The organism is Olivibacter sp. 47, from assembly GCF_030372825.1.
Taxonomy (GTDB): Bacteria; Bacteroidota; Bacteroidia; order Sphingobacteriales; family Sphingobacteriaceae; genus Olivibacter; species Olivibacter oleidegradans.
Window position 1 is genome coordinate 1,357,988 of sequence record NZ_JAUCNR010000001.1, and the last position, 20,476, is coordinate 1,378,463.

The 20,476-nt window shown below is 40.0% G+C and carries 19 protein-coding genes; 5 read left to right on the forward strand and 14 right to left on the reverse strand.

Features of this window, described 5'->3' with window-relative positions; translation table 11 throughout:
• Positions 1 to 59: 59 nt before the first annotated feature.
• Both QT327_RS06045 and lnt read left to right on the forward strand, forming a co-directional pair.
• On the forward strand, positions 60 to 698 hold the full coding sequence (locus QT327_RS06045; RefSeq protein WP_130858595.1) for a PH domain-containing protein: 639 nt from the start codon (positions 60 to 62) through the stop codon (positions 696 to 698).
• 1 nt (position 699) lies between these two features.
• Complete coding sequence (lnt, locus tag QT327_RS06050; protein WP_130858594.1) at positions 700 to 2,358, forward strand: apolipoprotein N-acyltransferase; 1,659 nt, start codon at positions 700 to 702, stop codon at positions 2,356 to 2,358.
• A gap of 210 nt (positions 2,359 to 2,568) precedes the next feature.
• Here the strand turns inward: lnt and QT327_RS06055 are convergent, their stop codons facing one another.
• The 3 genes from QT327_RS06055 to QT327_RS06065 all read right to left on the reverse strand — a co-directional run bounded on the left by QT327_RS06055 (position 2,569) and on the right by QT327_RS06065 (position 5,572).
• Positions 2,569 to 3,123: a DUF4136 domain-containing protein gene (locus tag QT327_RS06055; RefSeq protein WP_013668410.1), complete on the reverse strand. Its 555-nt coding sequence runs from the start codon at positions 3,121 to 3,123 to the stop codon at positions 2,569 to 2,571.
• Positions 3,124 to 3,218: 95 nt separating this feature from the next.
• Positions 3,219 to 4,862: an NAD+ synthase gene (locus QT327_RS06060; RefSeq protein ID WP_130858565.1), complete on the reverse strand. Its 1,644-nt coding sequence runs from the start codon at positions 4,860 to 4,862 to the stop codon at positions 3,219 to 3,221.
• Positions 4,863 to 4,885: 23 nt separating this feature from the next.
• Entirely contained in the window at positions 4,886 to 5,572 is a 687-nt protein-coding gene (locus QT327_RS06065; RefSeq protein ID WP_130858566.1) for an outer membrane beta-barrel protein, read from the reverse strand.
• 401 nt (positions 5,573 to 5,973) lie between these two features.
• Here QT327_RS06065 and gldB point away from each other — a divergent pair, with 401 nt between their 5' ends.
• Entirely contained in the window at positions 5,974 to 7,017 is a 1,044-nt protein-coding gene (gene gldB, locus QT327_RS06070) for a gliding motility lipoprotein GldB (protein WP_130858567.1), read from the forward strand.
• Positions 7,018 to 7,034: 17 nt separating this feature from the next.
• On the opposite strand, the gene QT327_RS06075 is transcribed toward gldB, so the two are convergent.
• From QT327_RS06075 to QT327_RS06125, 11 genes are all read right to left on the reverse strand, one after another.
• Positions 7,035 to 7,694, reverse strand: a complete 660-nt coding sequence (locus QT327_RS06075; protein WP_149106249.1) for a hypothetical protein — start codon at positions 7,692 to 7,694, stop codon at positions 7,035 to 7,037.
• Positions 7,695 to 7,837: 143 nt separating this feature from the next.
• Positions 7,838 to 8,605, reverse strand: coding sequence for a 5'-nucleotidase, lipoprotein e(P4) family (locus tag QT327_RS06080; RefSeq protein ID WP_130858569.1), 768 nt, complete (start codon positions 8,603 to 8,605; stop codon positions 7,838 to 7,840).
• 87 nt (positions 8,606 to 8,692) lie between these two features.
• Positions 8,693 to 8,911, reverse strand: coding sequence for a hypothetical protein (locus QT327_RS06085; protein ID WP_013668416.1), 219 nt, complete (start codon positions 8,909 to 8,911; stop codon positions 8,693 to 8,695).
• A 265-nt stretch (positions 8,912 to 9,176) separates the two neighbouring features.
• Positions 9,177 to 10,064: an ATP synthase F1 subunit gamma gene (gene atpG / locus QT327_RS06090; RefSeq protein WP_013668417.1), complete on the reverse strand. Its 888-nt coding sequence runs from the start codon at positions 10,062 to 10,064 to the stop codon at positions 9,177 to 9,179.
• A gap of 103 nt (positions 10,065 to 10,167) precedes the next feature.
• Positions 10,168 to 11,742: a F0F1 ATP synthase subunit alpha gene (gene atpA / locus QT327_RS06095; RefSeq protein ID WP_130858570.1), complete on the reverse strand. Its 1,575-nt coding sequence runs from the start codon at positions 11,740 to 11,742 to the stop codon at positions 10,168 to 10,170.
• Positions 11,743 to 11,786: 44 nt separating this feature from the next.
• On the reverse strand, positions 11,787 to 12,323 hold the full coding sequence (gene atpH, locus QT327_RS06100) for an ATP synthase F1 subunit delta (RefSeq protein WP_013668419.1): 537 nt from the start codon (positions 12,321 to 12,323) through the stop codon (positions 11,787 to 11,789).
• Between the two features lie 22 nt (positions 12,324 to 12,345).
• Positions 12,346 to 12,840 (reverse strand): F0F1 ATP synthase subunit B, encoded by a 495-nt coding sequence (locus tag QT327_RS06105; RefSeq protein ID WP_013668420.1) that lies wholly within the window; start codon positions 12,838 to 12,840, stop codon positions 12,346 to 12,348.
• A 111-nt stretch (positions 12,841 to 12,951) separates the two neighbouring features.
• Positions 12,952 to 13,158, reverse strand: coding sequence for an ATP synthase F0 subunit C (atpE, locus tag QT327_RS06110; protein WP_010601523.1), 207 nt, complete (start codon positions 13,156 to 13,158; stop codon positions 12,952 to 12,954).
• A gap of 48 nt (positions 13,159 to 13,206) precedes the next feature.
• Entirely contained in the window at positions 13,207 to 14,379 is a 1,173-nt protein-coding gene (gene atpB / locus QT327_RS06115; protein ID WP_013668421.1) for a F0F1 ATP synthase subunit A, read from the reverse strand.
• 14 nt (positions 14,380 to 14,393) lie between these two features.
• Positions 14,394 to 14,783, reverse strand: coding sequence for a hypothetical protein (locus QT327_RS06120; RefSeq protein WP_130858571.1), 390 nt, complete (start codon positions 14,781 to 14,783; stop codon positions 14,394 to 14,396).
• 18 nt (positions 14,784 to 14,801) lie between these two features.
• Positions 14,802 to 15,032 carry an AtpZ/AtpI family protein gene (locus QT327_RS06125; RefSeq protein ID WP_013668423.1) on the reverse strand — a complete coding sequence of 77 codons (231 nt, stop codon included), beginning with the start codon at positions 15,030 to 15,032 and terminating at the stop codon, positions 14,802 to 14,804.
• Between the two features lie 285 nt (positions 15,033 to 15,317).
• Here QT327_RS06125 and porW point away from each other — a divergent pair, with 285 nt between their 5' ends.
• Positions 15,318 to 18,221 (forward strand): type IX secretion system periplasmic lipoprotein PorW/SprE, encoded by a 2,904-nt coding sequence (gene porW / locus QT327_RS06130; RefSeq protein ID WP_502910525.1) that lies wholly within the window; start codon positions 15,318 to 15,320, stop codon positions 18,219 to 18,221.
• A 14-nt stretch (positions 18,222 to 18,235) separates the two neighbouring features.
• Positions 18,236 to 20,476 carry a transglycosylase domain-containing protein gene (locus tag QT327_RS06135; protein ID WP_130858573.1) on the forward strand — a complete coding sequence of 747 codons (2,241 nt, stop codon included), beginning with the start codon at positions 18,236 to 18,238 and terminating at the stop codon, positions 20,474 to 20,476.

The following is a 20,476-nucleotide window of genomic DNA, read 5'->3' on the forward strand; positions in this document are numbered from 1 at the left end:
TAACGTCTCAACGACTTACCCTATATTCTTTATTTTGAATTTTGAATTTTACTTAAAAGATGTACATAGAACAATATCTAAACGAGGAACAAGACCCTAAAGTGGTAGAAAAACTCGTAAGCAAGTTAAAAGACATGCTTACTTCCGGTGAAGTGATCACTTATATTGCTGTACAAAAAAAACCAGCGGTTACACTGCTACCTGATTGTGTTGTAATTACCAGCAAGCGAATCATTCTTTGTGAGTCTGCTAAACTAGGTCTTACTACCAATTTTGAGATATTTACTTGGCAGGATGTAAAAGATGTGACGTTTAAAGAGGAATTCTTTGGAGCAAAATTTACGGTAATTCCGCAAAGTGGCGAGAACTTAACGGTAGAATATATTCCGAAAGTGCAAGCTAGAAAACTTTATCAACTAGCTAATGAAGCACTCGAAAGGAAGCGGGAAGAGCAACGTCTACGAGAAATAGAATTAAAAAAGGCCGCGACACCTCCTGTTATGTTAAAATCATTACCGGAGGAATTACCTATTGAACCACCACTGAAACCGGAAGAAGAGCCGGTCCTTAAAACATCCGCCGAACAGGAGGACGAAGTAACCATCAAATTGAAGAAGCTGAAAACGCTATTTGAAAAGCAGCTAATTACACAAGCCGAATACGAAAATAAGAAAAACGAAATCCTATCTCAATTTTAAGGTGAAGAACAATTACATTTGGGCCCTAATAAGTGCCTTTTTATTATGGCTGGGCTGGCCGCCCGTTCCTTATTCTGCTCTACTTCTTTTGATAGCTTTCGTCCCTTTATTAATGGCTATTGAACGTGTTATTTTAGATGACACAACAAAGAAAGGACAAAAAATATTTCTTTTAGCCGGTTTTACAGCGCTGATATGGAATACAACTTCAATTTACTGGGTATATAATGCAATAAGTGCAGTAATGCCAGCCTATATCGCTATTTTTATTAGCTTAATACCTTTTGGCTTGGCCGCCTTAATGATAGCTATCGTATTTAAGCTCTACTATCAACTCAGAAAACGATATAGTGTATCCGGTAGCCTCGTTGGACTTGTGTGCTTGTGGATCGGTTATGAATATCTCCATCAAAGCTGGGATCTCGCATTTCCTTGGATGACCTTGGGAAACGGTTTTTCCAATACACATCAATTAATTCAATGGTATGCCTACACCGGAGTTTATGGCGGAACGGCTTGGATCTGGTTGTGCAACATTGCTTTATTTCTTGTACTACGTAAACGAATTTATGAGAAAACTTCCACGCTAAACTTCAAACACACGCTAAACTTCAAACAATTTATACGTTTTGCCTTAGCAGTTCTAATTCCATCTATTATTTCGTTAGTACAATATTTCTCGTATGAGGAGCATGAAAATCCCTCTAATGTGGTGGTAGTACAACCAAATATTGACCCCTATGGCAAATTCGGCAATATACCTGTCGCCACTCAAGTTGAGAACCTTATTCGACTATCAAGAGATAAAGCACAAACAAATACCGAATTTTTTATTTGGCCCGAATCAGCAATTCCTGAAAGACCGCCCGGAGTAAATGAAGAGGAAATAAGGAATAACGACAGCTATCTTCGCATACGGGATTTTCTGTATAATTATAAAAACGGAAATGTATTATCCGGGATTGAATCAATGCAGTTGTACGATTCGCTTCAGACACCATCTGCTCGTCAATTCAGTAACGTATCCAAATACTATGACGTTTTTAATGCTGCCGTACTAATTGACAATTCCTCAAAAGTGCAATTCTATCATAAATCGAAATTGGTACCAGGTGTTGAACAAACACCATTTTCGTATCTATCCTTTTTAAAACCTTTATTTGCCGCATTCGGCGGTAGCACCGGGAGTTATGGTTCGCAAGAAAAACCTTCGGTCTTCTACTCGCAAAGCGGCATTGGAGCTGCCCCCGTCATTTGTTATGAATCCATTTGGGGAAATTATGTAGCTGAATACGTACGACAGGGCGCTCAATTTATCGCTGTAATCACAAACGACGGCTGGTGGGGCAACACCTCCGGTAAAAGCCAACATTTGGCTTACGCTAAATTGAGAGCTATAGAAAACCGACGATGGGTGGCGCGGGCAGCTAATACGGGTATTTCAGCCTTTATCAACCAACGGGGGGATATCGTTAGCCAGAGCGAATGGTGGGTACCAACTGCGCTTAAAGCAGATATTAATCTGAATGAAGAAATAACGTTCTATACAGCAACGGGCGACTATTTTGCTTATGCAGCTTGCTTTGGATGTGCAATCTACTTGGTTTTACTTTTGGGAACTTTTTTTAAACGGTTTGGTCGTGGAGTGGTTAGTCGATGAGGTATGAGTTAATTAGCCCATGAGGTTGCGTTGTTGTGTAGAAGATCACTCAGTAGATAATTAGCGCATGTGATAATGAACGAAGTCAGTTCATAAGTACTGGAATAAACAAATAAAGAATAGCATGACGGTATAGACCACAACTATAAACTAAAAAAGGGGCTCAATCTAACAGAAGAACCCCTTTTCAAATCATCACTTAAAAAATTCTTAGTTCTGGGCCATTACCGGATATTGTTTCATAATATTTTGCACAACTACCGGCAGGTCATTTACTGCTTTTTCAGGATTTCTAACTTCACCCGTACCTCTTCCTTGCCATACAATCTTCTTTGTTTTGGCATCGATTGCCTCTATGATAATATGACCGGCACGATAGCGCTCTCTACCGACAGCACCTCCCATGCCCCAACCCCAGTAAGGACCCCAACCCCAGCCCCAACCCCATCCGCCATACATTGGCGCATAGATAGTTCTACTGGTGTTGTTTACGATCGCTTTATATCTAAAGAGCAAATCAGGATTGCTTTTATCATAAGTCAAACCCCTCGCTTTCAGCGCAGCATCCGCTGCTTCGTAAATATTCTCCTCAGCTATTGAGTTATTGTAGTACGATTTAGAAAGCGAATCTAATCCCGGTAACCAAGCATAGGTTTTATACTGAGAAAAAGCCCCGTTTTTACTCTGTGTTGTATAGTATTTATATGGTGAGCAGGCAGCTATCATCACGACTGCCACAACCAACAGGAACCACTTTGTTTTCATTTTACTTACCTCCCAATTGTGTTATAAAAATAACGAATTTAATGCCAAGTTGCTACAGATTAGAAAAATTTAATGCATTGTAACAATATTTTACATTAAAAAGGATGTTTAGCTACCAAAGGCATCGCCCGACCTACGCCAAATGCTTTTCGTGTAACACGTAAAATGGGAGGCGACTGAAATCGCTTAAATTCTGAACCTACTACTAACTTAATAACACGTTGTACCAAAACTTCATCGAAACCATCAGCTATAATTTCTTTACTGCTCATCTCAAGTTCTACATAACGATGCAGTATCGCGTCGAGCACGTTATACTCAGGCAACGAATCCGAATCCTTTTGATCGGGTCGTAATTCAGCCGACGGTGCTTTAGTAATAGTATTTTCCGGAATAACAATGCCGTTACGGTTAATATAATGGGCAAGCTGATAGACTTTCGTTTTGAGTACATCGCCGATAACACCCAAGGAACCGGCCATATCTCCATAGAGGGTTCCATAACCAACGGCTGCCTCGCTTTTATTAGAAGTGTTCAATAAAATATAGCCATGCTTATTAGACATAGCCATCAAAACGATTGCACGTACACGTGCTTGTATGTTTTCTTCGGTAATATCGTTTTCCTTTCCTTTGAAGGCCTTCGCCATCATATTATCGAAAGCTTCCGTCGCCTCTTTAATCGGAATCACTTCATGTAAACACCCTAGATTCCCTACTAAATCCATGGCATCGTCTACGGAATGCCCGGTTGAATAAATGGAAGGCATCAACACTCCCATAACATTCGTAGATCCCAATGCCTCACAGGCTAAAGCCGCAACCACTGCAGAATCGATGCCTCCAGACAATCCTAATATGGCTTTTTTAAAGCCCGATTTTGCAAAAAAATCTTTGATTCCGAGAACCAAAGCTTCATGAATATTAACAATTGACTCAGGTTCTTTATAAACAGTGGTCAACTGTCGTGCAACAAGCTCTTTCCCGTTGAGTTGGTAATAACGAAGATCCTCGGCGAAAGGATTCAGCACATCTATCAATTTAGCTTTCTCATCAAACACTAACGAACGTCCATCAAAGATAATGTCTGCATGAGCACCTATGGTATTGACATACAGCGCAGGCAATGCATGCCGCTTGCTATGGGCGGTTACAACGGCGCAGCGAGCTTCAAAATGGCTTTCAGAAAATGGAGAAGCGGCGACATTGATCATAATGTTCGGCTGTTGCTTTGCCAGTTCGATCATGGGATCTTGCGGATAGAGGGAAGGGAAATGCTCATTCCATAGATCTTCGCATATAGTAAGTGCAATGCGGTTCCCTTTATAATCGACACACTTAAAGGTATTATTTGGTTCAAAATACCGGTATTCGTCAAATACATCATAATCCGGCAAAAGGGTTTTGTGAACCGTGTCCTTTACCGCTCCGTCTACGATAAAAAGCGCAGCATTATATAGCTGCTTTCCTTTGGTCAGTTTACTCCTTACAGGAGCACCAATAATACAGGCGATCCCAACACAAGATGCCGCAATCTGTTCAATACTTGTCTCGCAGGCATCCAGAAAAGAACGATATCGAAATAAATCTTTAGCTAAATAGCCGCCTATTGTGATTTCCGGAAACACCACCAGATCAGCGCCTTTCCTTTTAGCCTCAGCTATTGTTGCTATAATTTTTTCTGTGTTTCTCTCAAAATTACCAATATGGTAGTTTGTCTGCGCAATCGCTATAATCATATGTTACTGAACCTATCCGTTTATTAAAAAAGTATACCAAGATTAAAGGCAAAATAAGAATTATTAGCCCCTCCGTGTTTAATGACACGTGTAAATCCGTTATTAAAGCTTAGTCCCGTCATAAGCCGCAAATTATGATCTAACAGCCATTCGACCCCTCCTCCTATTTGGAGACCTAATCTGAAAATATCGGCGCCACCTTTCATATTATTGGATTCTTGGACTACGACCCTGTTACTGTTTAATATTTCTTGCTTCGCACTTAATTTAACGCCTAAAGTAAAGCCGAACTGGCCATAATAACTTCTATAATATTTTTGGGTGCTTTTTAGTTTTACGCCTAAGGGAATTTGGGCATATTGTAATCGATAGTTATTGATCACAAAATCGTTCCCTTCAGGTCCATTCTGATAGGTTTCTGATTGAGCGCGCAAGTTATCAATCAACAAACCACTTGAAAAATAATAATTCTCTGAAAACGCAAAATCGGCGACTAAGCCGTAATTGTAACCTATTTTAGCTGTATTTGACTTCACATCAAAGTCGCCGTACCGCAACCAGTTAATGTTGGGCGACAACATAATTCCTAAACTGATACGCTTATTATCATACTTTGATGCATAGTAATCCTGGCTATTAGCACTTGATAACATGAAAAAAAATATGCTTGTAATAAGCGCCAATTTTTTAAATGGTATGTTTATTTTCATTGATCTTTTGTTATTCGTTGAAGTTATTAAAAAACGTTAGTCGTTAAAATGTTGAATGGTCAAGACGTTAAGTGGTTGAGACGTTGAGTGTCGAGTGCTTTGACGTATTACAGTTACTGTACTAAGGCTCTAAGCCATAAGCAGTATGCTTTAAGCCCGCATAAGCCCATTATCACATTGGCTAACCGGCTAATTAACTACTCAACCATTTTATCAGCTCTAAGCCATAAACAATATGCTTTAAGCCTGCATAAGCCCATCATCACATTGGCTAATCGGCTCATTAACTACTCAACTATTCCTCTACTCAACCATTTCCCTATTCCACGTACTTCGAAATAAACTTTCCTTTCCACTTTTTACTTTTTATATTATTAATTTAGCGGCCTATCATCACAAGCATGAAGGCACTTAATTTGAAAGGCGCACAAATCTACCTCTTTTTTTTGACTATTACTTTGATGGCATGTAAGCATAGGCAAGAGCCTGATGTAAGCAACATCCAACTTGACATTAAAATCGAACGTTTCGACCAATCCTTGGATAGCCTTACCGCGTATAACCTATCTGAAAAGCATTCGCAATGGCAAAAAAAATACGATCAATTTTATAGCGACTTTATAACGCATATGCTCCAAGCAGGAAATCTACAAGACACCTCGGAGCTTTTCAACAATTATAGAAAAATATTACAGAGTCGTGATTTTATAGCGCTGAAAAAAAGTATTTCACAAACTTATCCAACTTTAAACGCACAAGAAGAGCAGCTAACGATTGCCTTTAAACATCTAAAGTATTATTTTCCAAACATAGAGATTCCAAAATTCATCGCCTTTTTCTCAGGCTTCACCGTCCAATCCCCCATTAACGAGCATTATATTGGTATTGGACTAGACATGTTCCTAGGTGCCAACTCGCCGTTTTATCCAGCTTTAGTTAAAAGCATCCCACTCTATATATCGCGAAGATTTACGCAGGAGAATATCGTGCCTCGTACGGTTGAAACTTACCTGCGGGAAGAGCTATTTCCGGAACCGGATAAAGGAAATCCAAGTATGCTGGATCTAATGCTGTACAATGGAAAAATCATGTACCTCATGGACAGGTCGATGCCTCTCCTAGCTGATAGTTTAAAAATCGGCTATACCACCGCGCAGATAAATTGGGCTAACACTTACGAAAAAGATATATGGGCCTGGTTTTTAGAGGAAAATTTGCTGTACGAAACTGACTACTATAAAATTCAGAAACACTTTGGCGAAGCTCCTTTTACACCCGAACTCGGCAGTCACAATGAGTCAGCGCCGAAGTTAGGTATTTATTTAGGCTGGCAAATAGTAAAAAAATATATGGAAGCGCATCCTCAAACGTCTTTAATGGACTTACTCCGTATTGAAGATGCTCAACAACTACTGCGAGATGCTCGCTATAAAGGCATTAACTAATCGCTATCCGATTTCAGTTAGAAGCTTTCTACAGTAACTTTACCATCCTTACCCGGGGATCCGGAATAGATTTGTCCTTGAGGCACACCGCCTAACCGGCCGCCGCCAGCCCGAATTCCCATTCCGATCTGTGTGTAAATATTGTATAGATCGGATTGGGGATTTACTCGATAACCACCGGCCCGCGTATCTATTCGTAAGTAAGCAGTTTGCTCTTTATCTTCCTGCTGGGGGTTAATGCCCGACTTATCGTAGCGGAATGTAACATTTCCGCCGTTCCCGTTAGGGTAAGTACGTGTCCCATTGTTGGCATCACGTCCTCCTGCTAATACGTAAAGTGCTCCAAGTTTTGCAAAATGGATTTGAATATCCATATCCGACCCATTGTTCTTACTATCGGTACCAATAATATAAGCTTGCTTTGGAATTTCCGCATAGTGAATTTTTAGCTTCACCTTTTTCTTTCCGAAGAATTCAAGGGAAGATTTGTCTTGCATAATCAATGTATCGATAGTTAGCACCAAAGTAGAATCTTGACGTTTTGTAGTGAAGCTCCTTTTCTTCTTATGCCCAATCTCTAGTTTTTGAATATGTTGCACCGAATCCTGAGAACCGGCAAATCCCCATGTACTACCTACCAAAAGTAATAGGAGTGTCAAAATCATTTTACCCTTCATAACCATATCTAATTTGATATAGATGATAACCTCGTTTTTTGTCAATTGTTCGCCAAAAACGCATAGCTATTTCTATCACTTAACTTGTTCAGCTGCTAATTAGACAGAAAATCCGGTAATAGGTTTAAGCAAAACAGCGACCTTTAATAGCCTTTTATTTTTTTCAATCGAATAGTTGCCTTCTCTGCTTCTGTTAAATTCCCTTTTGGATATAAAGATTGTTCCCAATCCCCATACATGGGGTTTGGAAGCATAATAAACGTGGTTCCGAACTTCCCCGCATGTTGATCCACCACTTTCTTTGTATCCTTATCTTCTTGATAGAAAATGGTAGAAAAATCACTTAAATTGTCACCGACCAACATGACTATATGATGCGTTTTAGCCACTTGGTTTCTTCTTGATTGTTTATTAGAGGTACTATCTCTAAACAATAGGTGGTCCGTATCGACATAAGGAAATCCAAATTGCTTCAAATTCTGCATGGTGGCGGGAATTTCGCTTTGATCCCGATTACTGATATAAAAAACTGCGACTTTTTTTGAAGCGGCATATTGGAGAAATGAGCACGCTCCAGGAACCGTGTCAGCAATGGCCATTCCGGTCCAACGCTTCCATTCAGCCAAATCAAAGGCTTTCTTCGATAGAATAGCCTGACCGCTTTGCGGAGAATTATCCAATAACGTTTCATCGATGTCTACAATAACACATTTAGGTAACTTCGAGTACTTTTTTAAGGCCTTATCAAGGCTACTATGCGCGTAATTATAGGCCTGAAAACATAAAGCCCGATATTCTCCCGATTGTTGTTGCCATAAAACCGCATTGGTATAATCCCGATGGAACTCCTGCCCATGGGCGCTTGCTATAGCAAAGAGAACACTCACTGTAAATAGATATTTGCTAACCATTTGTTTATAAGATTTTTTTGAAATTACCGGCAATAAAAAAGGCGCGAAAAACTTTCACGCCTTCTTATATTTTAAGATTCGGTTGCTTTATTTCATTATTCTGAAAACCGTACGGAAAGCTATAAAACTACCGATAATCAATAGAATATTAGAAATGGAAGTGAACAAAAAAGAATCCTGTATGAAACGGAAAAAGGTACCGGCTAAGCCAAAGGCTATAGCCACAACTAAGGTTACGTAATAATGAGTCTGATTTGCATTATTATCGGTACTGACGTGAGGTCTCTGCTCTGCTGAATTTGCCATAATAATTTCTTTGTATGCAAAAATAAACTTTTTTGATGGAATAAAAATATTTGGTGCTTTGTTACGTAGTTAAGTAGAAAAATAGCAAGGACGCTTGTTAGCTAGTCAATACGGTGTTATTCATAAACGTTCTCTTTAATAGACTTTCATGGCTTCCTACGGTCGCATAACCATTGTTAACGGATAATAAGACTGGTCTGTCCTTCAAATAAAAAAAGGCCTCCACAGTGTATTGCTGAGGCCTTTTTTAAATAGTCGTAGCTTACTAGCCGTTGGACAAAGCCGCTGCGCCACTGACAATTTCAGTAAGCTCAGTAGTAATAGCCGCCTGACGTGCTTGGTTATAAGAAAGCTTAAGTGATTTAAGCAATTCCCCCGCATTGTCGGTAGCTTTATCCATTGCAGTCATCCGGGCCCCATGCTCAGAAGCATGCGAATCCAGAACCGCCTTATATAACTGTATTTTTATGGACTTTGGTATTAACTCCTGAATAATCTCTTCTTTCGACGGCTCCAAAATATAATCGACTACATTCTGAGAAGTCTTTGCTTCATCCTTTTCAGCAGGAAGCAAAGGTAAAAGTTGCTCGGTCTTTAAGAATTGGACAGCAGCATTTTTAAACTGATTATAGATAAGTTCAACTCGATCGAATTCACCGTTTATAAAACCATCCATGATTTCTTCGGTGATCTTTGAGGTATTCTCAAAATTCAGTTTCGAAAACAGCTCAGTATGGTTACCTAAAACCTCATATTTATTCTTTCGGTAATAATCCTGTCCCTTCTTTCCAATAGCAATAATCTTTACGTTTCCTTTGCGATGTTGCTCTTGATATTTCTCGGTAATCAACAGATTGGTTGCCTTTATCACATTTGCGTTAAAAGCGCCCGCTAAACCACGGTTAGAAGTTACTACAACCAGTAAAATCTTTTTTGGTTTCCGAACAGCCATAAACGGAGAAGAAGTACCTTCCACTGAAGCTGATAAATTAGCTAAAATGTCTTTCAACTTTTCAGCGTAAGGTCGTAATTGTACAATCGCATTGGTAGCGCGCTTTAACTTCGCAGCTGACACCATTTTCATGGCTCTTGTAATCTGCTGTGTAGAGCTTACAGATGCAATTCGATTTCTAACTTCTTTTAAATTAGCCATATTTTATTAGTAGCGAGTATCAGGTAATAAGTATCAAGACTACACCTTCCATCTGCCTGCATTTAGTCTTATGTCCTGATATCTGCGTCTTGATACCAAAAAATTAATAACTAGCAGCTATCTCTTTAGCTACCTTATCTAAAACAGCGGTAATATCATCCGTGAATTTACCAGCCTTCAAGTCCTTAAGCACTTCAGGATGACGTAACTCCAACTGTTGCAGATAGTTAGCCTCAAACTCCTTCACCTTATTTACAGGAACACTACGGAACAAGCCCTTGACACCTGCGTAGATAATAGCAACTTGTTTTTCCACAGGCACCGGTGCAAACTGACCTTGCTTCAAAATCTCAACGTTTCTCACACCTTTGTCAAGCACGCCCTTTGTTGCAGCATCCAGATCCGATCCGAACTTGGCAAAAGCTTCCAATTCGCGATATTGTGCCTGATCTAATTTGAGAGTTCCGGCAACTTTCTTCATCGACTTTATTTGCGCATTACCTCCAACACGAGACACCGAAATACCAACGTTAATAGCAGGTCTTACACCAGCATTGAACAAGTTAGACTCTAGGAATATCTGACCATCAGTAATTGAAATTACATTTGTTGGAATATAAGCAGATACATCGCCTGCCTGTGTTTCTATAATAGGCAACGCTGTCAACGATCCTCCTCCCTTAACAATGCCTTTCAATGATTCCGGAAGGTCGTTCATGTTGCGTGCAATTTCATCAGACGCATTGATCTTTGCAGCGCGCTCTAAAAGGCGGCTGTGAAGGTAAAATACATCCCCAGGATAAGCCTCACGTCCGGGAGGGCGACGAAGTAACAAAGATACTTCGCGATAAGCCACAGCCTGTTTAGACAAGTCATCATATACAATCAGGGCCGGGCGACCTGTATCGCGGAAAAATTCACCAATTGCAGCACCTGCCATGGGCGCATAGAATTGCATAGGTGCCGGTTCGGAAGCAGAAGCTGAAACTACGATCGTATAAGCCAATGCTCCCCTTTCTTCTAAAGTACGAACGATATTGGCAACGGTTGAATTCTTTTGTCCCACAGCCACATAAATACAATATACGGGTTCACCTGCATCGTAAAATTCCTTTTGATTAAGAATGGTATCGATACAAACTGCCGTTTTACCCACCTGACGATCGCCGATCACCAACTCCCGTTGTCCACGACCGATCGGAATCATTGCGTCGATAGCTTTAATTCCCGTTTGAAGCGGTTCATTTACTGGTTGACGATAGATAACGCCTGGAGCTTTTCGCTCAATAGGCATCTCATAAGTTTTACCGGTAATCGGACCTTTTCCGTCTATCGGCTGTCCCAACGTATTTACAACACGTCCAAGCATTCCTTCACCAACGTTGATGGAAGCAATTTTATTGGTCCGTTTAATGGTATCACCTTCCTTGATTTCATCTGAAGGTCCTAGCAACACCACCCCTACATTATCTTCTTCAAGATTAAGTACAATTCCTTGTAATCCGTTTTCAAATTCAACCAATTCACCTGATTGGACTTTGGTTAGGCCGTAAACCCGAGCAATACCATCTCCCACCTGGAGTACGGTACCAACTTCTTCTAGTTCGGCTTCTGATTTAAAGTTCGACAATTGTTCTCTTAAGATTGCCGATACTTCATCTGGTCTTACCTCTACCATTTTATCTTTATTTTATATATTTCTCTTTTAAACCTTTACAATAATTAGGCATGAAAAGCCCTATCTAACTTATTCAGACGACCTGCTAAACTCGCATCAACTTGCCTGTCGCCTACAGTTACCACAAAACCGCCTATTAAATCGGCATCAACCGAGTTCTCAAGGATTACTTCCTTGCCTGTTGAAGAGGCAATAAGCTGCTTCAATTGAGCCACATTCTCAGCTGATAATGGAGCAGCCGAGCTTACCTTGGCGGTAACAATGCCTTTGTATTCATTGTATTCGCGGACAAACTCCTGTGCAGTTGCATACAGAATATCTCCTCGTCCTTTGTTGATCATAATTTTAAAAAATCCGATCACAACCGAGCTAAACTTCGCTCCAAAAAGTGCAGTAAGTATGTTGATTTTCTTATCGTGTTTGATAATCGGATTCTTCAATACCGCCTGCAATTCCACGTGGTCTTTAACTACGGCGATTAGCTGCCCTATTTCCGCTCGTACCTGATCAAGCGCACCTTGCTCGATGGATAAATCCAACAGTGCTTTAGCGTATCTAGATGAAACCTTAAATTCTGACATATCTTTAATAGGATTTAGCTGATTAGTTTAATTTCACCTCTTTCAACAACTCACCGACTAAAGCTTCTTGCTTGTTCTTATCCGCTAACTCTTGTTGTAAAACTTTACGGGCAATTTCCAATGAAAGCTTAGACACTTGGTTTTTAACATCAGCCATTGCGATGGCCTTTTGATTGTTAATTTCAATACGTGCCTTTTCAATCATTCTGTTTCCTTCCAACTGCGCTTGTTCTTTTGCATCTTTCAATAGCTGCTCTTTTATTTCGCGAGCCTCTTTTAAAATAAGATCGCGCTCGGCTCTGGCGTCTTTTAACAATTGTTCATTTTCATTTGTTAAGCGTGCCATTTCCTGTTTCGCTTTTTCCGCTGCATCTAACGCATTTTCAATTGAGCGTTCGCGATCTCCAATCGCTTTCATCACCGGCTTCCATGCAAATTTTGCCAGTAAAAACAACAATAGCAAAAACGAAAGGGTATGCCAAAAAATTAAGCCAATCTCAGGGATGAGTAAATCCATATTGTGTATTAATTAAGTGCTTTTATATATAAACGGTGCTTTAATGTCTGTGAAAAGAGCCTATAAACGGCAATCCCGAGGATAGGCTCCCTTTTTTCATTCGGGGTTTCCTTATTTTGCAATTAAAGAAACAACCACAGCGAATAACGCAACAGCCTCAATGAAGGCAGCAGCGATCAACATCGCAGTTTGAATTTTTGAAGCAGCCTCAGGTTGGCGAGCGATGCTTTCCATTGCAGAACCACCGATTTTACCAATACCTAATCCAGCGCCTATCGCAGCTAGACCTGCTCCAATTGCAGCTAATGTTCCAGTCATTTTGATTTAATTTATATATTTAGTTTAACAATAATGTTTAATAATTTTCTAGTGGTCAGCATGCTCTTCTATAGCCATTCCAATAAAAAGCGCAGATAAAATGGTAAAGATAAAAGCTTGAATAAAGGCTACTAACAATTCAATGGCACCGATAAATACAACAAAAAACACGGATACCGGTGCTACAGCTAGCGATTTAAAAATGAATACCAAACATAGTAGAGACAGCACAAGTATGTGACCTGCGGTGATATTCGCAAACAAACGGATCATCAAAGCAAAAGGCTTTGTAAAGATTCCGAAAATTTCAACAGGGATCATCAACGGTTTCAACCACCATGGAACGGGGGGGTTAAAAATATGGCCCCAATAATACTTATTACCACTGAACAAGATGATAATCAATGTAAATAAAGCCAATATCATAGTAATAGCAATATTCCCGGTAACATTGGCACCTCCCGGGAAGAAAGGTACCAAACCCAGCATATTATTCAACCAAATAAAAAAGAAAACCGTTAAAAGATACGGCATATATCTCTCGTATTTATGTCCTAAATTAGGTTTTGCAATATCGTCCCTAACAAATATAATGATCGGTTCCAATACAGACTGTAACCCCTTCGGAGCCCTACCTTCGCGTTTCCTGTAACCTTTCGCTACCGTTAGAAATACAATAAGCAAAATAGCAACCGATAAGAAAATCGTAAATACGTTCTTGGTGATCGATAAGTCAATCGGACGGGAATTCGTCACCACCTCTTGTCCATCAGTGTTCTGCTCATGATGTACATAACTTCCATGCACTGCCTCCTCTGCGGCGTAATAGATTTTTCCGTGCGAGCGAGCAAAACGCATACCCGCCTTTTCCACTACTACACTGCCATCATCATTCAAATGAAATTCTTTTGCACTAAAAGTAACCAACCCATTATGTGTATAAAGAATAACCGGAAGATACAAACCTGTCCAACTTTCGCCATGTCCCCAAAAGTGAAATTCATGCGAATCACCTATATGATGAAAGATAAAACTCGTAATATCAAACTCTTTTTCTTCATGGTTTTCATGATGGCCTGCTTCCACCTGTTCTACTGCGGTCGAATCTGCATGTTGACCATGATCATGATTTTGGGCATTGGCGTTCAAAAAAGCGAAGAAAACGGCAAAAAACGCTAGTATTCCTGATTTTTTTGAAGTCAAAAAGTGGCTAAATTTCATTTATTCCGTGATTTTTACTTATTATTTTGGTGGCGCAAGTTACGCAACAAAGACATAACTTCAAAGAGTGTAAATAATAAATATAAAGAAAAATAATTCAACGCAAAAACTAGCTGGTTTTCAGCTGTTTTCATCAAGATCACCAAAGCAAAGGATAGGGCAAAGAGTAGCTTCAAAATTATCCCTCCCATTATGGCCAAAACCCCTGTTTGAGGTGTTTTTTGAATCCCGAAGTAAGAAACCAGATAGGCAATGTAGGTAAGAAAAAAAAGAAAAAGAAAAATGAGCCAATAATTGGACGCCAGCAACGCATGCCCTTGAAAAAGCACAGAAAGCAAATAAGATAATAAGGCTAATACCAACCCGAAAATTCCGTAAAAGAGGGTAAATCTTAGTAATGTCATGCGCCTTCTTAATATATGCTATTTTTTATTCAAAACCGATCGAATGGTAGAATATAGGCTTACACAAACGCCTACTAGCGAAAACAGGCCCGTGTAAATACCCACATCCCCCTTTTTTGCCATATCGATCTTATAACCAATAAAAGCAAATACACCAATGGTCGCAATCATTTGAAATCCTAATCCCGTATAATAGACATATGCTTTTCCTTCCTTCTGAAAGTCTGATCGATCTCTTTTAGGTTTCATGTTGTATCCTTGAAGATGCAAACTTAGCTAAAATGCTTATTATTCGAGCAATCCAAAATAAAATAGGCGTCTTTTAACAGTGCTTGCGTCCGGATGATGACTGACAATTAGGCATTGAATATTTTTAAAAAGGTCATCTAAAACTACAACGTATCTGGAAGAATCCTTTGTTAGCAATAACAAAAACTGTATCTTTATAATTAGTGTTGAAAGCGGATCAGCGGAGTTATAATAAGATTTTCAGATTAGCAAAAGAGATTTAACTTTGTATATATTTTTAAATTGATGACTCATCGACGCAGAAGCATAAATCCGCATTATATCTTTCCAGAAACCATTTTATCCACCAATTATCCATTGAAAAAGCCTAAAATTACATTCCATATCCTGTTTATCAGCGTACTATTCTTATCGAGCTGCTTCCTTAATAAAAAAGAAAAGGGGGTAAAAACAGACTTGATGCAAAACATTACCACCAAGTTCAATATTCTATATAATTCAAAAAAAATATTGCATGATGCGGAACAAAACCGGATTAGCTTGGCAAAGCCCAATTATCAACATCCATTGCCGGTTTTTATTGAACCGAATGAAGCGAGTATTCCCTCAAATGCCAAACTGATGGACTCTGTTATACAGAAAGCAGTTACTATTATCAATGATAAGAGCGACAGCAAGTATATAGATGATGCTTATTTTATCATGGCAAGAGCTAACTACGAAAAGGGCAACTATTACAACGCCGCCGAATTTTTTTCCTATGTAATCAATACCGTAACTCCAGGTAAAACCGAGCTACTAGAAGCGTCTTTGGCCTGGAAATGTCGGGCACTTCTCCAAATTGGCTATGTAAAGCAAGCCGCAAAAGTACTGGATTCTACTTTTAGTGTCGCCGCCGGAAATAAACACACTTCGGCCTTGGCTTACGCAACAAGAGCTAAATATGACATTGAAACTGGCGACCTTGACCATGCGATACAGTCGCTTAATCTAGCTATTGACGAAAGTAAGGACGCGAAAGAGAAATTACGCTGGCATTACCTGCTAGGTCAATTATTGCAAAAGCAAAAAGACTACGTTGGAGCTTCGGCTCATTTTAAGCGGGTTATCAAAAGCAACGCTTCTTTTGAAATGGCTTTCAACGCACAATTGAATGAGGTCTTTATGCAAAAAAATGAGGGGGACTCCTCGTATGTTAATACCATATCCAAGCTTAAAAGGATGCTCAAAGACGATAAAAACAGGGGGTTCACTGACCAAATCCACTATATCATAGGCGAGACCTATCTGCAGGCAGAAAAGAAAGAAGAAGCCTTGAAAAGTTTCAATTCATCATTAAAAGAGCAGAGTACCAATAATTTTCAGCGAGCCCTCACCTATTTGAAGATGGCCGATCTTTATTTTGAACAGGGTGCCTATGAAAAATCGAAACTTTATTATGACAGTACCTCAACGCTTATAGACACCAATTTTCCGAACTATGAACTGATTCGATCAAAAGTCAGCCACTTAGATGAGCTAGTGCTTCATTTAAATACCATTTCCACACAAGACACCCTTCAAATGCTGGCAAAATTACCGGATGAGGCCAGAGTAAAAAAAATAGACAGTATCTTTGAGCACCGAAAACTTCAAGAAAAATCCGTTGCTCAGACAAATGTATCAGCCAATCAAACGCAAAACCTAAACTTTAACGATGTACCCCTTCGTGATGCAGCGAATAAGGGGGCGACTTCAACAAGCTTCTATTTCAATAATCCGGCAGCCGTAAGCAGTGGGCTCAGTGCCTTTCGAAGACGGTGGGGCAATCGTTCATTGGAAGATAATTGGCGTTTTAAAAATAAGGGTACGGATGCGTCATATGCCAACGAGACAGAGCTCTTGGAGATCAAGAAAGATTCGATGACGAACGAGTTGGCCGCATTAGCGGAAAAGGAAAACTTTATTCAGGCGATTCCCTTGACAGAAGAGTCTTTAAAAGAGTCTAACCGGAAAATAATTTACGCTTATGTTAAGCTGGGCGAAATTTACCGCGATAACCTACAAGATAAAGAAGCTGCCGCCAAAGCTTACACCACGTTATTAGCTCGCTTTCCACAGTTGACAGAAAAAGATCTGATTAACTATAATCTTTACAGGTTGTATAGCGAGCTAGGCGAGCTCGAGAAAAGCTCGCGCTATAAAAACCAGCTCCTGTCTTCTTCTCCACAGTCAATTTATGCCAAAGTTATTCAAGATCCTGATTACCTCAATAAGTTGAATCAGGAATCACAAACATTGAACAACCTTTATGGCGAAGTATATACACTTTATGGGGAAAAACAGTTCGACCAAGTGATTGCATTAACCGATAGCATTAACACCCTTATAGACGGAGATGATAGACCCGCTATTGCAGCTCAATTGGCCTATCTAAAGGCATTGGCAATTGGCAGAACGAGCCCATTAGACACTTTTGAACAAGAATTAAAACAAATTAAATCCGATTATCCTAATAATGAATTGATTACACCTCTAATAGAACAACATCTAAGCTATATTGATTCGAATAGACTATCTTTGCAGGAGAGGAAAGTCGCAATAATGGACATTGAAGCAGGCAGAGAGCAATTTGTAGATGAACCTATTCTCACTAAGTGGCCCGAATTGGCCTTTAATCGGGAAATGGCTGCGCCTACTCCTACTCCTCGTCGAAATTTGGCAGGAAATTTGTCTAAAAATCAACCAGGCATTCAGGTAACTCCTTTCAATAAAAAAGTGAATCTTCAAGGAAGCATTCAAGTGGCGGAATATAAGCCTGGTGAACATGTCAATAGTTATAGGGATTTGGCCCTTTTACCGGATTCGGCAGTGTACTATTTCGTTATCAACGTACAACATCCAAACGTAAATCTAAGTCCCTCTCGATATGGAATTGGTCAATTTAACCGAGGGCAGTATCCTTCAAAAAACCTAATCCATCAACTAAAAAAGATTGATGATGAATTACAGCTGTTGTATATTGGCAAATTTTTCACCTATGACGAGGCAAACGCTTATGCCGAGAAAATGGTAACACAATTAAAAAATATTATGAAAATACCATCAGCGAGTTATAATACGTTCCTTATAACAGAGCAATTTCTGCAAGGACTCGATGATTTCGATAAAGTGAATGATTATTTCATCAAATATCAGGAACAACGCTAAAGGCATATAGAAAAATGCAAAGAAACACAAAAAAGCAAAACAATAAATTAACAAACAACGACATTAGACGCTACACCTTTTCTTTTTGGAAATTGGTTGTAGGACTCATTATATTAGGTTTCTTGTTTCTTACAAGTGTAGGCCTTGGCTTATTTGGTGAGTTACCTTCCTTTAGGGACCTCGAAAACCCTAAAAGCAACTTATCTTCCGAAATTATCTCAGCCGACGGCGTCGTTCTCGGCACTTATTATGTCCAAAATAGATCGAATGTTACTTATAAAGAATTATCACCGGCTCTCATTCAAGCACTGATTGCGACGGAAGATATTCGCTTTAATACTCACTCCGGTATTGATTTCAAGCGTACTTTCACGATACTCTTTTATAACCTTATTGGCAAGAAACAAGGCGCAAGCACCATTACGCAACAATTGGCCTTAAATCTGTTTCAAGAGGAAGGAAGAGCACGTTCCTTTTCCAAACGATTTATTCAAAAACTCCAGGAGTGGATCATAGCAGTACGTTTAGAACGTAATTACACCAAAGAGGAGATATTAACCATGTATTTGAATACGGTCGACTTCGGAGCCTATAACACCTATGGCATTAAATCCGCAGCGCGTACGTATTTCAATACAACTCCTTCGAAGTTGACCGCACCACAAGCGGCCGTTTTAGTCGGAATGTTAAAAGGACCAGGTATTTATTCACCTATCCGCTATCCCAAAAATTCATTGAATAGACGAAATACTGTTTTGGAAAATATGCGAAAAGCAGGTTTTCTTACAGCCGAACAAACTGCAAACTATAAAGAACAACCGCTGGGACTCGCATTCCGACCAAATGTATATGGTGACGGTGTTGCGCCTTATTTAAGGGCTGTATTAAAAAGCGACATAAAGAATATATTTAATAAGCTATCGATCACTAAAGCGGATGGTACCCCATACGACCTGGATCGTGATGGTTTGAAAATTTACACCACCATCGATTCGAGAATGCAAGTCTATGCCGAAGAGGCCCAAAAGGAAATGATGCGCGAGTTGCAAGTAACTTTCAACAACCAATATAAGGGTCGAGACCCATTTAAAGGCCTGGAAACCCTGATCGATAGAGCGGTAAAACAATCGGATCGCTACAGATGGTTAAAACAAGGTGACCTTTCTGAAGATGAAGTTAAGAAGAATTTCAATACACCGGTTAAAATGACCGTGTTCAGTTGGAAGGGCGATTTGGACACCACCATGACGCCGCTTGATTCTATCAAATACAACAAACTGATTTTGCGGAATGCCATGATGTCGATGGAGCCGCAAACCGGGCATGTAAAAGCTTGGGTTGGAGGCATTAACTTCTCGCATTATAAATACGACCAAGTCAAAATGGGAACACGTCAAGTTGGGTCTACGGCAAAACCTTTTACTTATGCAGTTGCTATTGACAATGGCTATTCACCTTGCTTTAAAGTGCCCAATACGCCCATTAATGTCGACGGCTGGGCACCGAAAAGTGAGGGTACAATTGCCGGTCCTATTACCCTTAAAACGGCATTAGCGCATTCGCAAAACTGGGCTACAGCCGATGTTATCCAACGTGTTGGTGCGCAGAATGTAGCTAACTTGATAAAAAATATGGGCATCACTTCGGAGGTACCAGCCTACCCCTCCATCGCCCTGGGAACTTTTGATGCCTCTGTTTATGATATGGTAGGCGCCTATTCTACCTTTGTAAATCACGGGGTTTGGACAGAACCTATCTATCTCTTACGCATCGAGGACAAGAATGGTGCGCTGATTTACGAACACACGAAAAAAGTCAAAGTGGTCATGAACGATCAGTCAGCCTATGTTATGGTTGATATGCTGAAAGGTGTGGTGCAAAGTGGCTCCGGCGGCCGAATTCGATGGAAATACAAATTGCTTAATCCGATCGGCGGAAAAACCGGTACTTCCCAAGCTAACTCCGATGCCTGGTTTATTGGCGTAACACCGCAGTTGGTAAGTGGGGTATGGACAGGAGCCGACGAGCGAAGTATACACTTTAGCAGCACTAGGCTTGGCCAAGGTGCTAATGCCGCATTACCGATGTTTGCCCTCTTCATGCAAAAAGTATACGCCGACAAGAATTTAAAATATAGTCAGGGTGATTTTGAACTGCCGCCAGGTGGCCTGCAACGGGAACTGGACTGTGGCAAATACCAATATGACTACCCTTCAGAAGAGGAAGGTAAGATTGACGATCGGCTGGATTTTTAG

Excerpts from the sequence above, each read along its gene's own strand:
- atpB (WP_013668421.1), bottom strand. The coding sequence starts at position 14,379 with ATGAAATTTAGCCACTTTTTGACTTCAAAAAAATCAGGAATACTAGCG.
- QT327_RS06045 (WP_130858595.1), top strand. The coding sequence starts at position 60 with ATGTACATAGAACAATATCTAAACGAGGAACAAGACCCTAAAGTGGTA.
- atpA (WP_130858570.1), bottom strand. The coding sequence starts at position 11,742 with ATGGTAGAGGTAAGACCAGATGAAGTATCGGCAATCTTAAGAGAACAA.
- porW (WP_502910525.1), top strand. The coding sequence starts at position 15,318 with ATGACTCATCGACGCAGAAGCATAAATCCGCATTATATCTTTCCAGAA.
- QT327_RS06080 (WP_130858569.1), bottom strand. The coding sequence starts at position 8,605 with ATGGTTAGCAAATATCTATTTACAGTGAGTGTTCTCTTTGCTATAGCA.
- gldB (WP_130858567.1), top strand. The coding sequence starts at position 5,974 with ATGAAGGCACTTAATTTGAAAGGCGCACAAATCTACCTCTTTTTTTTG.
- QT327_RS06060 (WP_130858565.1), bottom strand. The coding sequence starts at position 4,862 with ATGATTATAGCGATTGCGCAGACAAACTACCATATTGGTAATTTTGAG.
- QT327_RS06105 (WP_013668420.1), bottom strand. The coding sequence starts at position 12,840 with ATGGATTTACTCATCCCTGAGATTGGCTTAATTTTTTGGCATACCCTT.
- atpG (WP_013668417.1), bottom strand. The coding sequence starts at position 10,064 with ATGGCTAATTTAAAAGAAGTTAGAAATCGAATTGCATCTGTAAGCTCT.
- QT327_RS06085 (WP_013668416.1), bottom strand. The coding sequence starts at position 8,911 with ATGGCAAATTCAGCAGAGCAGAGACCTCACGTCAGTACCGATAATAAT.
- QT327_RS06120 (WP_130858571.1), bottom strand. The coding sequence starts at position 14,783 with ATGACATTACTAAGATTTACCCTCTTTTACGGAATTTTCGGGTTGGTA.
- atpE (WP_010601523.1), bottom strand. The coding sequence starts at position 13,158 with ATGACTGGAACATTAGCTGCAATTGGAGCAGGTCTAGCTGCGATAGGC.
- QT327_RS06065 (WP_130858566.1), bottom strand. The coding sequence starts at position 5,572 with ATGAAAATAAACATACCATTTAAAAAATTGGCGCTTATTACAAGCATA.
- QT327_RS06125 (WP_013668423.1), bottom strand. The coding sequence starts at position 15,032 with ATGAAACCTAAAAGAGATCGATCAGACTTTCAGAAGGAAGGAAAAGCA.
- QT327_RS06135 (WP_130858573.1), top strand. The coding sequence starts at position 18,236 with ATGCAAAGAAACACAAAAAAGCAAAACAATAAATTAACAAACAACGAC.
- QT327_RS06075 (WP_149106249.1), bottom strand. The coding sequence starts at position 7,694 with ATGAAGGGTAAAATGATTTTGACACTCCTATTACTTTTGGTAGGTAGT.
- atpH (WP_013668419.1), bottom strand. The coding sequence starts at position 12,323 with ATGTCAGAATTTAAGGTTTCATCTAGATACGCTAAAGCACTGTTGGAT.
- QT327_RS06055 (WP_013668410.1), bottom strand. The coding sequence starts at position 3,123 with ATGAAAACAAAGTGGTTCCTGTTGGTTGTGGCAGTCGTGATGATAGCT.